The organism is Alteromonas sp. AWQ4_252 (assembly GCF_056158205.1).
The window spans coordinates 1,484,883-1,498,016 of record NZ_JBSWSV010000001.1; the positions used below are offsets into that span (position 1 = coordinate 1,484,883).

The following is a 13,134-nucleotide window of genomic DNA, read 5'->3' on the forward strand; positions in this document are numbered from 1 at the left end:
TTCTTAATTTTTCATTCTTTCTAGAATAAAGAATTTTAACTGGTATGCAAGAGAAAACACGATGTATGGCTGGGCAGCCGTACGGTTAGATTGCGAACATTCGCAGCCTACTACTGAGCGTGGGCGCCATCATCCGACATCGCAGACGAGTGGGGGGCTTCTGAAGGCTTCACCGAGAGGGAATATCTTTCCGGACGGTGGTTTAACGATAACACCATATTCAGGAAAAATGCAGCCAGCACAGAAATAAGAACTAACTTCCAATCAAGTATATACAGGGAGCTAGTCAAAATGAGGGTATCAACAGTTAACTGAAATGTGCCGGCCCGCAGAGCGAATTTTTGTTGTAGGTAGAAAGCGAGTATACCCAGGCCACCCAGACTTGAGCTGTGTCGAAACATGATTAGCATGCCTACGCCGATGAGCAAACCACCAAAGATAGCAGTGAAAACCGGATTAGCATGGGATACATCCACAAACCGTGGGATAAGATCCGTAAGAGCAGAAACGGTTGATACGGATATGAAAGTATTCAGGGTAAAACGCTTGCTTATTTGGGTCCAGGCCAGAGCATAAAAAGGCAGGTTAATAAGAAAAAAAAGTACACCAAAATTAATCGGTAAAACGTGAGTACCCAGTAAAGCAAGTCCTGCAGCACCACCTACCATGAGATCTTGCGATTGAAACAAGTAAACACCGAAAGCAACAAACAGTCCGGCACTAACCAGCGCGAAAATGTCTTCAACTACGCTATGAGTGTTTTTTTGCATAATCGGGTCCCCTATTGAGTGAAACACTATTATATCGGGGATAGTCATCTACCCTAAGTCGCCGCAACAAACTCTAGTGAGTGACAGATACACAAATGGTAGCTTTTCTTTACGTAAATCATAAGTTTCGTAAGCTATTTGTGAAATTATTGTGATTTTGGCTCTTTAGCCCAATAGTTGTTTATATGTTTTCCACACATCCTTGGTGTGACATGCCAGGTAAATACGCTCAGGGTATTGTCCGCCACTCCCGTGGAGCCGTATATTTCCCAAAGCAATCTGGCAGGCTTGAAACAAGGGGTAACCATAACTACCACAGCTTATGGCGGGGAAAGCAATGCTTCTTATTTTGTGTTTACTGGCGAGTTTTAAACTGTTCAGATAGCATTCTGCTAAACGCTTTTCTTCAAAATGTTCACCACCTCGCCAAATCGGCCCTACCGTATGGATTATGTATTTTGCTGGCAAATTGAAACCCGGGGTAAGCACAGCCTGACCGGTTTCACAGCCACCAAGCTGACGGCAGAACTCAAACAAATCTGGCCCCGCAGCGTGATGTATGGCGTTGTCTACGCCAGTTCCGCCCAACAGAGTCGAACTTGCTGCATTGACAACGGCATCAACATTAAGCGATGTGATGTCTGCTTCAATCAAGCGAATACTGATCATGCCAGCTTCGTAAAATATGTTGCTAATTGCAGACAGCTATCAAGAGGTGCAAAGCCACCGTGGATTCGTGCTCTGCAAGCGCTAACGCAGGAAACTAAAGGGGGGTGGCCAAACCAAGGTGATTTTGCAAGTCGTGTAAGCAATGGTGCAGTCCGTTCTTCAGGTAACATTGGCTCTGTATAATCAGAAACCGTGCCATCGGGGTTAAGTTGCTATTGAACGGATATTTTTATGGAAGGGTTACAAAGATTAGCATGATTAGTAACAAGATTTAGTTAGTCAGTTTAGTTTGCCAGTAGCCTACATCTACCCATTTATTAAACTTAAAACCAACTTCCTCGAGATGAGCGACTTTTATCATCCCTAACTTTTCGTGTAGTGCAACACTCGCGGGGTTAGGAAGCGCGATGCCACCAAAAGCCGTATGGATGTTTTGTTCTCGCAATTGTCCAAACAGGGCTCGATATAAATCTATTCCTAAGCCCTTACCTAAATATTCCGGGTCGATATATATCGTAACTTCTACAGCAAAGCGATATGCGCTGCGAGGTTTCCAGGGGGTAGCGTAAGCATACCCCACCACCTTTTGATGTTCTTCAGTGACCAACCACGGAAGGGACGAGGCTTCCACCCGTGACACGCGAGCCTCCATTTCCTGGGCATCTACAAGGTCTTCTTCGAAGGTTACTATGGTATTTCTTACATAGTGATTATAGATGTCAGCAAGTCTAGATGCATCATCAGCACGACACGGGCGTATGGTTGTCACATTAATCTTCGCTATTGAAAATACAGTGTTTGGTAAAGTCAGTGGCTTCGTTGGTGGTCCAATCGCCTTTGGGCTTTTCTTTCATATCTTCACACCAGGCTTTACTGCCAACTTCAGGGGCACAGCCCGCCAATGTGAAACTGATGGCGATAACGGCCAATAGTAATTTTTTCATTATTATTCCTTATTAATAAAAAGTACCTCACCAAAACCGGCGGAGGCATCAAACTGAGAGCATTATGCCGCTTTAATAAACAAATTGCAGCAGGTTTTACACTGCTAAAAATATATTCGATTAAAAAAAATGTCCGTTAAGATAAATGAAATTATATTTTAAGTGTCTGATATTCATAGATATTAATATGTGGTTTGTCTGTGGGTTAAAGCGCATACTCGGCCAGTTTTTTTACCTGACCGGACGAATAATATGTCATTTTCTAATAATAGGGTTTCCGTCTTCATTCTCTCAATTGAGGATACCGAAACCCTGCTACAAACACAGCAAGGTACTGGTTACCGCGATGCTGTGCATTTTCTCCTCCCAGGTGGCGAAGCCTGGATGTTTAATTACGGAGTATTGATATTCTGGGGTGTCGATGAAGACGAGCGATTAGCGTTTCTCCATCGTTCCCAAGTGAGCAGTGATGCATTGGCTTGTGAACACCAGGAGCACTTTCGTTTTGTAAGCCAGGTAGAAGCACTAAAGCTCAACCGCGATTTAATTTCTTTACCGGGAGATGATCATTTGTTGCGCCTGGCTGTAAGTCATGCGCTCGCTCAGTCTACAAAACTGGGAGAATATGAAAAACAAGCAGAACGTACCATTGAACAATATGCACATTTACCAAAAGCACTGGCTGAATCGGGTAAAATCAAACTTAGTCGGCAGCGAATAGCCAGTATTCGAGGGCATTTGTTTAGTACCAAAAGTGATATTTTCCTGCACTATGGCTTATTAGATACTCCTGAATTTTTCTGGGAATACTCTGAGTATGAAGACGCGTACAATGCAACGTGTAAATATCTGGATATTCGGTCTAGGATCGAATTACTATCAAACAAACTCAACGTGATACATGAGCTTTTTGAAATGTTGGCTGATGAACTAAAGCATAAACACTCATCGTTTTTAGAGTGGATCATCATCATTCTTATTGCCATTGAGATAGTTATGTTTGGCGCGCAGGAACTTACTATTTTACTCGCCTAATTCGAATGCTGAGCGACCAGAGCACTGGTCGCTCGAATGCATACACGCTAACTATCAACCATTTTCTGGTTGAATGAGATCCCATTTATTACCGTATAAATCTTCAAATACGGCGACAGTACCGTATTCTTCTTCACGTGGGCTTTCAAGAAAACTAACACCTTTATTTTTCATCTGTTGGTAATCACGCCAAAAGTCTGTTGTGTGTAAAAACAGTAAAACTGGCCCTCCGGTTTGATTTCCGATAGTTGCTCGCTGTTCTGCTGTTGATGCTCTCACGAGCACAAGACTGGTGTTGCCATCAGCGGTTGGTGCTATCTGAATCCAGCGGGATTCGTCACCTTTATCGATGTCGCACAACAATGAAAATCCAAGACATTGGGTAAAATAGGTGACTGCTTCGTCGTAGTCTTTTACCAGAAAGGCAATGCTACCAATGTGTCGTTCTGTATTACCGGTCATTTAATGTTTACTCGTAGTAGCGGGGCGCAAAGTGTATTAGTTTTACTAGCATTAACCAAGATGAAACGAACAGAGAACTGATTAATTTATTGGACCTGGTCTTCACAGAAAGCAGTTGTTGCAGATATGCAATCTTCGTCTCGACGCGTTTGGCGGTATTTGGGGCATCTAAACACTCTGATCATTGGCAGGCATATTTCTAAGTACTTTAGAAGTAGATTGGAAGGTCGCGTCACACTGCAAACCGGCCATGACGTCGGGAGTGGGAAGGCATTCCGGATCTACGAACTGTAGCAAATGGGGAAGAGGGTCACAAAAAATAATGTCCAATGCGCAGCGGTTCATGCCATACAGTCCCCGGTGAAGCATATTCGCTGAAAAAATAAACAAATCTCCTGCCTTTAGCGGTGTCACAACACTACCGGGTATATCTTCGTGAGGTAAACGGCCGTTTTTCTTCAAGCGAATGTTGAGTGCCTCAGGGCTGTCCCACTCTTTATGGCTAAAAGGGATAACTTCGATTCCAGGCTCGTCTTCGAGGGCAATGCGAAAGTGAATGACTTCTGGCCCGCAAAGGGCTTCACGTTGTTCATCTAGGGTCAGGTGGTATTGAGTATCGCGATGCCAATAGTTGGGTTGCTCAGGGTTTGCAGGGTTGAAAAATAGCTGGGTATTCATGAAGGCCGGTTGCCAATTAATGAGTCTCTTGGCTATGTGATTCAGTTTTTCCGAGCCAATAAAATCAAACAAACTGTTGCGATCTGTCTCTGACAAGTATTTGGGGCTGGTGAGGTATGCAGCGTTAATTGCTCGCTCTTTATAAAAAGCTTCATTGTCAGCTAACCACGCCCGTTGAAAACGCTTAACTACGTTCAGAAGAGCGCTATTTTCCTGAGGACTGAGAAAGCCAGTAAAATGAACAAATCCGTTAGTCGAGTAGCTCACTTCAGCTTACTCGCGCAATAGCTGAACTTTACTGTCATTTATAGTTATCCTGGTTGCTCTTAACTATCAACACACGTTTACTAATAGTTATGGGAAGACGTGACAAAAACCACGGCATCACTGATCCGTCGGATAGCGGAAAGCCCTCTTTGTGTCAGCGATTTGTTTATGGATTGATAGCGACTGGCCTTAGTGGTGAAAAGGGAAATATCTTCGCTCTTCTTACCCACGTTAAAGCGTTTTATAAACCGCTTGCATGCGTAAGACTGGCGGTTATCACTTTTCTTACATGCATCGCCACTGTCAGCCAACGATTCGTAGCTCTCTACCGCCTCTTTTAAGGCCGATTCTGTTTTAATGGTCGATGCTGCCATTGCAAAACACGGCAGGAAGCATGCGACATATAACGATAAAAACCTTTTTTTCATAGTGCTCCTCTAAATTAAGCTGTCAGCTCACGCTACCGAATATACCCTAGCTTGTTCGATACGCTTACCTATTGCCAGCAGCCTGGTGTTTTATGAACATAGATCCGCAGTTTGATAAGCGCGGGGAGTAAGACAATACTTACTATCAGTAGCATGGTTGCAGCAGGAAGTGTACTTAGTCCAACAAAAAGCAAAAGATACGCAAACATCACTGTAGCCACAACTGCTGCCAAGCCAAGTACGATGTAAAGGCACTGCCAGAACCACCGGACGAATACCGGCTTGTTATTCGTGCTGCCGTATATACCGACAGATACGACTACTGCAATCAGGACAGGTGCATAACGGCTAGCAAGCCCTCCGCTGTCAGTCTGAATACGCTCTAGCATTCTTACGATACCGCAAAAAATAAGCACCGCAATGTAACAATACCATAAATACTTTTTTGAGAATGATGCAATCATATCGTCGTTTGTTGATCTCTATTTACTGCGGTTTTCGCAGGTAAAACGCCTTTGTCGGTCCTCATGGTGATAAGTAATTTAGACAAAATTCTATATATGTTGATCAATGAGAATAGGGTTCCCGTCGGGATCAATGATAGTGAAGCTCGATGGCCCTGTATCACCAGTGATTGCCTCGTCGGCAATGTCTATGCCTTTGGCCTTAAATGTTGCCAGTAATTGGCGAACATCATCATAAGACGCTTCTTTTTCTGCATTTTGATCCCAGCCCGGATTAAAGGTTATGATGTTTTTCTCGAACATCCCTTCAAACAAGCCTATGTTAGTTTCGCAGTGTTTCATGATTAAGTAGCCCTGAGACGGATCTCCGGCAAAGACGACAAACCCGATCTTTTCATAAAAGGCTTGAGATTCTGCTAAATTTTTCACCGTCAAACTTAGTGAGAAGCAACCTAATTTCATAAAATCCTCCATCTGGATATGAGTGGATAATTGTTTTGCCAATTGTGCTGCTTCGGCAATAGGGATTGTGCGATCTCTACTTTAAGAACAATGCGACTGGAAATGCAATGGTTTATCGTATTGTAAGGCAAATATCTATGTTCAATTCATATCCTGTGACTTCAGATAAAGTAATTATTTATCTGGAATTTTGAACAGGAGATCTGTTGTGCCTAAATCGACTCCCAGTTGGGAAAACAGGGTAGATACCTGGCCTCGGTGATGGGTCTGATGATTGAAGAAATGCTGTAAAAGGAATCCAAAACATTTTGTATGAGCGACGTTCTTCGAGTTTTTATACTCCAGGAAACTAACTAGCACGGCATCGGAAAGCTCATTGATGAAGGTTAAAATTACATTGTCTAAAAGCTCTCGCTGGTGTTCTAACTCATTTAGGTTACTGAATAAGGTTGAGTCTAAGCGCGCGGGCGTTGGCAGAGTCTTAACATATTCCAGCGAGCCAAAGCCATGAGGGTGAGTGGCAAAGCGCTTGAGCCAGAAAATATCGGCTACCACAATGTGATTTAATGTGCCAAAAATAGAATCGAAAAATGCGTTCCTATTTCTAAATAGTTCATCTTCAGTTAACTCATGAGCGGCAGCGTAAATAACGTCGTTCATCCATTTGTTATATTGCGCTAAAAGGGTGAAGTGACTTTTCAAAGACATGTTCTATCCAAAGACGAGTTGCTAAACAGTAATGGCTGCAGACATCTCTGCACGTCAGATTTAGGCAGAAAGAGATCAGGTCTGGCTTTTAACCTCACGAAAATAATTAACTCGTCCAATGTACGACTTCCATGCCGCTATTGAAAGATTTGGAAAACTTAGTTAAGCATCTGTCCCGTGGATTAACTATGTATCGTTTAGCACATAGGCGCAATATGGGAATATCAGCCGCATTATCTGAGTATCCGACTATCGAATCGTATTGATCCACGTTATAAAGCTGTTGAATACGCTTAACTTTGTTGGACGCATAGCAATGAAATTTACTGACTAACCCTTTGCAGGTGTACTTTTCTTCTGAGCAAACAAAATCGACGTTAGGTAGCGCACTCTGTTTAAAAACAGATTTAACCATCCATAAGGATGCACCGCTCACAACAACAATTTTGTCTGCATCTTGAAGGTGTGATGCCAGCTGTATTCGCGCACTTTGATAAATGATTGTAGATGCATCATTCAAATATTTTTTTATAAAAGCTTTCCGCAAACAAATAATTTTTCGCGGCAACATTCCCATGGTTGCGAGGTACAGAAGGGTCGAAAAGCAGACATACTTGGTTTTAGCATGCAGAAGAAATGGGGCTGTAAATATAAGCGATACAATAGCGGCCAAAAGGCGCAACGGATTTCTACAAAGCATAAACTTTATGTAGGTTGCGCCGGTGTCTTTATTTACTATCGTTTTGTCAAAATCAAACAACACTAGATTCATAGCGTCAAGCCTGCTCACAAAATGCCAGATTTACGCCCAACCTGGCAAGACTTCCCGCAACGAACATGTGTTTTACCCGCTTAATATCCCGCTTCGATTGCATTTTCCCTCCTGGAACACTTAAAAACAACTATGGATGACGGTAGCGGCGTTATCTTGTGCAGCTTCGAATCCAAGTCCGGAGTTAGTACCAGTAAAAGGTTATTCTTATAGACCGCCTCAATCACACGTAAACATTAATTTGTTTGGGCGTAATATCTGCAAACAAAAATCATAGATCTACTCTCTTATTTCTACCTTCCAGGGCGGATTTAGTCGGTTTTCGCCAGCCCAATATAGTTTAATTTTATTACCAGACGGATCTTTGAGGATAGCCTCTTTCCACAGATACCTTTGCTCTGTTGGTAACTGATCAAATTGAATTCCCTTCCCAGACAACTCAATGCATAGATCTTCGAGTTTTTCATGTTCGAAGTAAATGACTGAGTTGTTAGTGAAATCTTCATTTTCGAGTGACAGAGAGAAAGTAGAATTGCCATCGGGGCAAGAGAACCTGGCGTAATGCGGAGTATCGACGATTTGTGTAAAACCCAGTTTCAAGTAAAAGTTTACCGCCTCAATCATGTCTCTAACCGGCAGTGTAACCTGATTCAGTTCCATTTAAATTCCTAGTGTATAACTTCAAATGAAGAAGGAGGGCACCCGCCGCTATCGGTGTGCCCATTAGGCTTACGGGCGTTTTTATGCCTTGTTAGTTACGGTGCTGAAATCGCAAAGAAGCCCACGTATGTATGTTTCCAACGAACGAAGAAAGTGACTTGATTCTTGTGTTCTATGCCATCTAAAAATCGTCGTCAAATAGCAATTTACCAGTTGCAAGTTGCCCATCCCAGTCAACAGTCTTAAAGAAATTGCCCTCTTTATTGAAGTGGAGATACATTTTTTGGCTACCTGATTCGAGGACAACTAGACCTCTTTCTTTGGCTATCCAGTTAACAGATGACCAACTGTTAAGTTTGGAAATACCGCCACCTTTGGAAAATGAGAAAATATAATCTCGCTCTCTCCACGTATAAGACCAAGTTGAACCAGCGATTTTTGTTTTGAAAACCACTCTCTCGACTTCTCTGTCGAATTTATCTTTACCGACGGCATTCGAAGCCAAATTGAATAAAAAAAGAGTTAGCAAACCTAAAAAAGTGTACTTCATTTAACTTCCCTGATTTGTCTCCAGCGAGTCTGCGAGCGGATTAAAGTTATTGTTTCTATCGTGCTAAATGAGAGCGCCGTTAAGAATTAGCCCAGGCATAAAGAAGCTTACTGCAAAAAAAGAAGAGCCAGTCATCGCAATAGCTAGTAAACAGAACGACGCCTGTATTGCGAACACGCTAGGCTTAGCGGAAGCGCTGTGCCGCCAGCTTATAACCACCGTAGCTGCGACTTTTTCTATTTTTGTGTACCAGTTTTGAATGACGTCTAGTGCAGGCTTCAGACAAAATAGAAGAAATGTAAACGCGACTTCTATACCGCCAAATTGCAATAGCATGGCTATTTCCGGGGCAAGCACTGCAACAGCAATTATTGCAAAGCCGATAATCAGCTTTTGAAAAAGAGAAAGTTCTTCCCAGTTTTTCATATAAATCCTTTTTCATTAGAAACGTTAACAATTCATTCTGACAAAGATAATAGCGCTGAGTTGAACAAAAACATATAACTTTCAAATAACGGGCGTAGACAGGTGGGCTATAATGGCAAAGCCGCATTGTATTTTGTCCCATCGAGCCTGCGAGCGGTTTAATGTGCTTGTTATGTTGCTAATTGATACAACCACCTGATTAAGAAATAAAACGGTACTGCTACAAAGCATGCTGGAATCAGAGGCAGGAGTAACACAACAACATTTGCAAATACAAATGAGTTTACCGTGCTATCTTTTGAACCGTGTGCATTTAAAAAATCCTCTGTTGCGTCTCTTTTAACAACTTTTGAGTAACCTTGATCAAATTCAGGAGCATTTTGCGTTACTGTTTTATACATGTATCTAAAGAGCGGCCAGCAAATCACAAACCCGATAAGTAATGAAGCACTTAGAAACCAATAATTCATATACATTCCATTGCTATATAACGCCGATATCACCTGCGACTTAAAGCTTTGCGACGACGGGAGCCAAGCTTTAATTTGTCCGACTGAGTTTTTTGTTAGGCAAAAAAAGCCCCAAATAACATTGAGGCTTCTAGATTATACCGAATGTTCGATTAAGCTGCTTTCTTTCTTCGTGCAAAACCAATTCCGGCTAAGCCCAATCCAAGTAGTGCCAATGATGCTGGCTCAGGCACAGAGGCTACTATGTTTTCGTCTATCACTACGTTGTCTAACGCCCAGTGTTGTCCACTTCCAGCAGTACCAGAATCAATATAACCATTAGGATCAATTGTAATTCTAAAAGCATCTAGGTTAAACCAATTGGCAGTAAAAATTGATGCTGAATCTGTAACAGCGTAATTCGATGACTCTATTACGGAGTTATTATAAAGACCCTCAAAAAGCAGATTTTGGGAACCCCATGCGCCAGCGATAACAAAAGAAGTAAGATCAAATGTACCAGCTCCAGTCCACGAAAAAGTTGTAGGACTAGATGCTCCACCGTTGAATGCAACGTACGTTGAATTTGTGAAATTAGCTACATTGTCATAGCCTGAAGCTGGACTCACCGGAGTGCTAGTAACGGAATAGTTACCACTAAACTCTGTTGCTTGGAGACCAGTTTCGAAGCCAATAACACTAGCATTAGAAGCACTAATTAAACTCAAAAGACAAAAACCAAATAATATCTTTTTCATACTCTACTCTAACTAATAAGGTTAATAATGCGTGTGCAGAAAGAGTGCCATTTTCTATATTGTTGTTTTTGAATGTAATTTTTGGTTTTGTGCTAAGTGCCTCGCAAAAGGTGTAGAAATAGCTGACGCTTTATCTAGCGGATTGTAAAAATATTTTACAATTGTTGTCGATGCTTATTTCAGTGCCTAACGTTAAGCTTTGGGACGCTAGAGCGTGAGCTATAATCTGAAGAAGTGACACAGCCGCCGTGTTTGTGTCCCAGCGAGCCTGCGAGCGGCTACAGCAGTTTGTTAGCCGCCAACCTGAGTGATGTGTAGTAGCTCACCCGATGGGCCCCACAAATAAAAAACCTTCCCCCACGATTCTTGGGATATTGAAGTGATTTTTTGTTTAAGTCTGGATTTAGAGCATAACCTAAAGGCTTCATCGATGTCAGACACGCAAATTTGAAGCATAAAGTTGCTAGCTAGCGCTTCATCGTAAAAGCGTTGCAGGAAGAAAAGGCAGTCACCATTTTGAAATAAGGTGAGGTCGTCAGATACATACTCAGAATCAAAACCAATTTCTGAATAAAATGACTTGGATAACTCGTAATCTTTGCTTGGAATAAAAGCCTTTATATCTGTTACGTCCATTGCATCTTCTATTTGGCTGCTAACACCCCGCTTAGGGGCAAAAGTATGGGGCTATAATCGCGAAACAGCCCCAATTTTTGTCCCAGGGAGCACCAGCGACTGACTATCGTGGTGTGTTATATGCTTTCATGTTTTACATCTGAAAGCGAGCTTTCCCAATGCGTCACTGCAGCCAAGATTTTTGCTAATGCAAATGTAAAGACAGACGCAACCAAAAGATAGACACCGACCCTGACACCATCAAGGCTTATTCTATATGTCTCAATTGAACCTTGGACAGGTTGGCTTGGGAAATAGTAACCAATGAGTGCAGAACTTGTAAGAATTAAGGCGACTCCAAGTATCAGGTAACTTAAATACATTAGTACACGAGCGAGAAACAACAGAAATCCAAGATTCCTGGGTTTAATGTTTGAATAAGGCAATAAATTCATAAAAATTCCTTTTACTGAAGTTTTGACGTTTTACTTAACCTATTTTGTCCCAGCAGCTCGCGTAGCGGGTTGCGACTTGAGCGTTTTGTTATACCCTGTTAAAATTACGTACATCTTTAAGTACATGTACAGGTTTTAATGTGCAAAGTATAAGCTATACATCTGCTCGCGGCAATTTGGCCAAAACGATGAAGCAAGTATGCCAAGATCATGCACCAGTGGCTATAACTCGTAAAGGAGAGGGTGCCGTAGTAATGATTTCTATGGAAGATTACCAGTCATTAGAAGAAACGGCATACTTGCTACGTAGCCCTAAAAATGCACAAAGATTAATTTCTGCAGTCGCTGAGCTAGAGGCGGGCAAGGGAAGTGAAAAGGAATTGATTGGGTGAAGTTAATTTTTTCCGAGCAAGCTTGGGAAGATTACCTGTATTGGCAAAAAACTGACAAGCAGTTAGTAAAAAGAATAAACATACTAATTAAAGATATTGCGCGGGAACCTTTTGAAGGAATAGGTAAGCCAGAACCCCTTAAGCATGCATTATCTGGTTATTGGTCTAGAAGAATTAATGATGAGCATAGGTTTATCTACAAAGTGAACGAAGATACCCTGCTAATTGCACAGCTGCGTTATCATTATTGAAGGGTATAACACTCCGCTTAGGGGCAATAACACGTGGGCTAAAATTTGGAGCGAAGCGACAGAGCCCACGTGTTTGCGTCCCCAACATTTGTTTGTTATGTGCTTGGCTCACCAATACTTACAAGCTTATCATTTTTAAAGTAAAAACTTATATTTTGATAGCTGATAACATCCTCTCCGTCCACGATAAATGCGTCAGGGTTTGCTTGACGTAAAAGGAAAACAACATCTTTTTTAGACTTGGACTCTATTCCAATAACAATGAGTTTTCCTAGCTCAGTTACAGCTTTCTCCTGAGAGTAGAGCTCCATTGATGTATATTTATTAGTTACTGCTTGGTCAACTACAGCCAAGAACCAGTACCCATTTGAAAAAAATAAAAGAATAAGGCAAATCCAAAATCCTGCTTTCCAACTTTTAAAACTCATAGTGTAAAAATCTCTTTAGCGCAGCGAGTGTGAATGCGTTTGTTGTATTCCAACCATGCTTTGCAATGCGCATATGCATGCGTATACCCGATGGTAAAATTAGTTGGAGTGATAAAATGCAAGATTTATATGACGTCCATGCCCCCAAGCAAGAAAACTAGTAAAGCTTACCCTTTTCTTGTTGATGTTCAAAACTCTGTAATTGACCAATTGGCAACAAGGGTGGTTGTACCGTTAACAACTAGCAATACTAAAAACAGTTTTTACATGAAGAAGCTGACGCCGGAGATAGAATTCGAGGGCACAACATACTTATTTCTAGCACAACAACTTAGTTCTATACCCGAAGACGTGCTCAAGGATTGTATTGGTTCGTTAGAGTTATCCAGAGAACTGCTAATAGACGCAATAGACTTTGCTATCACTGGAATATAACACCCGCGTAACGGCAAAAATATGAGGCTACAATACCAAGCGAAGCGCTGGGAGCC

General features: G+C 41.9%; 23 protein-coding genes. 4 read left to right on the forward strand and 19 right to left on the reverse strand.

Annotated elements, in window-relative coordinates; translation table 11 throughout:
- Nucleotides 1-110: 110 nt before the first annotated feature.
- From ACXACM_RS06445 to ACXACM_RS06460, 4 genes are all read right to left on the reverse strand, one after another.
- Entirely contained in the window at nt 111-770 is a 660-nt protein-coding gene (locus ACXACM_RS06445) for a YitT family protein (protein ID WP_474820572.1), read from the reverse strand.
- 165 nt (nt 771-935) lie between these two features.
- On the reverse strand, nt 936-1,439 hold the full coding sequence (locus ACXACM_RS06450; protein ID WP_474820573.1) for a macro domain-containing protein: 504 nt from the start codon (nt 1,437-1,439) through the stop codon (nt 936-938).
- 271 nt (nt 1,440-1,710) lie between these two features.
- Entirely contained in the window at nt 1,711-2,208 is a 498-nt protein-coding gene (locus tag ACXACM_RS06455) for an arsinothricin resistance N-acetyltransferase ArsN1 family B (RefSeq protein ID WP_474820574.1), read from the reverse strand.
- Nucleotide 2,209: 1 nt separating this feature from the next.
- The gene (locus ACXACM_RS06460) at nt 2,210-2,383 is read right to left on the reverse strand and encodes a DUF3012 domain-containing protein (RefSeq protein ID WP_474820576.1); all 174 of its coding nucleotides are present in this window, start codon (nt 2,381-2,383) and stop codon (nt 2,210-2,212) included.
- A gap of 252 nt (nt 2,384-2,635) precedes the next feature.
- Here ACXACM_RS06460 and ACXACM_RS06465 point away from each other — a divergent pair, with 252 nt between their 5' ends.
- Entirely contained in the window at nt 2,636-3,418 is a 783-nt protein-coding gene (locus tag ACXACM_RS06465; protein ID WP_474820578.1) for an RMD1 family protein, read from the forward strand.
- 54 nt (nt 3,419-3,472) lie between these two features.
- Here the strand turns inward: ACXACM_RS06465 and ACXACM_RS06470 are convergent, their stop codons facing one another.
- The 14 genes from ACXACM_RS06470 to ACXACM_RS06535 all read right to left on the reverse strand — a co-directional run bounded on the left by ACXACM_RS06470 (nt 3,473) and on the right by ACXACM_RS06535 (nt 11,572).
- Entirely contained in the window at nt 3,473-3,880 is a 408-nt protein-coding gene (locus ACXACM_RS06470; RefSeq protein WP_474820580.1) for a VOC family protein, read from the reverse strand.
- Between the two features lie 168 nt (nt 3,881-4,048).
- The gene (locus ACXACM_RS06475) at nt 4,049-4,825 is read right to left on the reverse strand and encodes a phytanoyl-CoA dioxygenase family protein (RefSeq protein ID WP_474820581.1); all 777 of its coding nucleotides are present in this window, start codon (nt 4,823-4,825) and stop codon (nt 4,049-4,051) included.
- An 80-nt stretch (nt 4,826-4,905) separates the two neighbouring features.
- Nucleotides 4,906-5,253 (reverse strand): hypothetical protein, encoded by a 348-nt coding sequence (locus ACXACM_RS06480; protein ID WP_474820582.1) that lies wholly within the window; start codon nt 5,251-5,253, stop codon nt 4,906-4,908.
- Nucleotides 5,254-5,321: 68 nt separating this feature from the next.
- The gene (locus tag ACXACM_RS06485; RefSeq protein WP_474820583.1) at nt 5,322-5,642 is read right to left on the reverse strand and encodes a hypothetical protein; all 321 of its coding nucleotides are present in this window, start codon (nt 5,640-5,642) and stop codon (nt 5,322-5,324) included.
- 165 nt (nt 5,643-5,807) lie between these two features.
- Nucleotides 5,808-6,179: a VOC family protein gene (locus ACXACM_RS06490; protein WP_474820585.1), complete on the reverse strand. Its 372-nt coding sequence runs from the start codon at nt 6,177-6,179 to the stop codon at nt 5,808-5,810.
- A gap of 174 nt (nt 6,180-6,353) precedes the next feature.
- A complete protein-coding gene (locus ACXACM_RS06495) occupies nt 6,354-6,887 on the reverse strand; it encodes a DinB family protein (RefSeq protein WP_474820586.1) in 534 nt (177 codons plus the stop codon).
- 106 nt (nt 6,888-6,993) lie between these two features.
- Nucleotides 6,994-7,647, reverse strand: coding sequence for a haloacid dehalogenase-like hydrolase (locus ACXACM_RS06500; protein ID WP_474820588.1), 654 nt, complete (start codon nt 7,645-7,647; stop codon nt 6,994-6,996).
- Nucleotides 7,648-7,938: 291 nt separating this feature from the next.
- The gene (locus ACXACM_RS06505) at nt 7,939-8,319 is read right to left on the reverse strand and encodes a VOC family protein (protein WP_474820589.1); all 381 of its coding nucleotides are present in this window, start codon (nt 8,317-8,319) and stop codon (nt 7,939-7,941) included.
- A 181-nt stretch (nt 8,320-8,500) separates the two neighbouring features.
- Complete coding sequence (locus tag ACXACM_RS06510) at nt 8,501-8,869, reverse strand: hypothetical protein (protein ID WP_474820590.1); 369 nt, start codon at nt 8,867-8,869, stop codon at nt 8,501-8,503.
- A gap of 63 nt (nt 8,870-8,932) precedes the next feature.
- Entirely contained in the window at nt 8,933-9,295 is a 363-nt protein-coding gene (locus ACXACM_RS06515; protein ID WP_474820592.1) for a hypothetical protein, read from the reverse strand.
- 170 nt (nt 9,296-9,465) lie between these two features.
- A complete protein-coding gene (locus tag ACXACM_RS06520) occupies nt 9,466-9,765 on the reverse strand; it encodes a hypothetical protein (RefSeq protein ID WP_474820593.1) in 300 nt (99 codons plus the stop codon).
- Nucleotides 9,766-9,917: 152 nt separating this feature from the next.
- Nucleotides 9,918-10,502, reverse strand: coding sequence for a PEP-CTERM sorting domain-containing protein (locus ACXACM_RS06525; RefSeq protein ID WP_474820594.1), 585 nt, complete (start codon nt 10,500-10,502; stop codon nt 9,918-9,920).
- Between the two features lie 291 nt (nt 10,503-10,793).
- A complete protein-coding gene (locus tag ACXACM_RS06530; protein WP_474820596.1) occupies nt 10,794-11,138 on the reverse strand; it encodes a VOC family protein in 345 nt (114 codons plus the stop codon).
- Between the two features lie 116 nt (nt 11,139-11,254).
- Nucleotides 11,255-11,572, reverse strand: a complete 318-nt coding sequence (locus tag ACXACM_RS06535) for a hypothetical protein (protein WP_474820598.1) — start codon at nt 11,570-11,572, stop codon at nt 11,255-11,257.
- A 140-nt stretch (nt 11,573-11,712) separates the two neighbouring features.
- Between ACXACM_RS06535 and ACXACM_RS06540 the strand changes: the two genes are divergently transcribed.
- Entirely contained in the window at nt 11,713-11,964 is a 252-nt protein-coding gene (locus tag ACXACM_RS06540) for a type II toxin-antitoxin system Phd/YefM family antitoxin (protein ID WP_474820600.1), read from the forward strand.
- Nucleotides 11,961-12,215, forward strand: a complete 255-nt coding sequence (locus ACXACM_RS06545) for a Txe/YoeB family addiction module toxin (protein WP_474820601.1) — start codon at nt 11,961-11,963, stop codon at nt 12,213-12,215. Before ACXACM_RS06540 ends, ACXACM_RS06545 begins: the two co-directional genes overlap by 4 nt.
- Before the next feature lie 95 nt (nt 12,216-12,310).
- Here the strand turns inward: ACXACM_RS06545 and ACXACM_RS06550 are convergent, their stop codons facing one another.
- Entirely contained in the window at nt 12,311-12,643 is a 333-nt protein-coding gene (locus ACXACM_RS06550; protein WP_474820602.1) for a hypothetical protein, read from the reverse strand.
- A 138-nt stretch (nt 12,644-12,781) separates the two neighbouring features.
- Between ACXACM_RS06550 and ACXACM_RS06555 the strand changes: the two genes are divergently transcribed.
- Nucleotides 12,782-13,078, forward strand: a complete 297-nt coding sequence (locus ACXACM_RS06555; RefSeq protein WP_474824251.1) for a CcdB family protein — start codon at nt 12,782-12,784, stop codon at nt 13,076-13,078.
- Nucleotides 13,079-13,134: the final 56 nt, after the last annotated feature.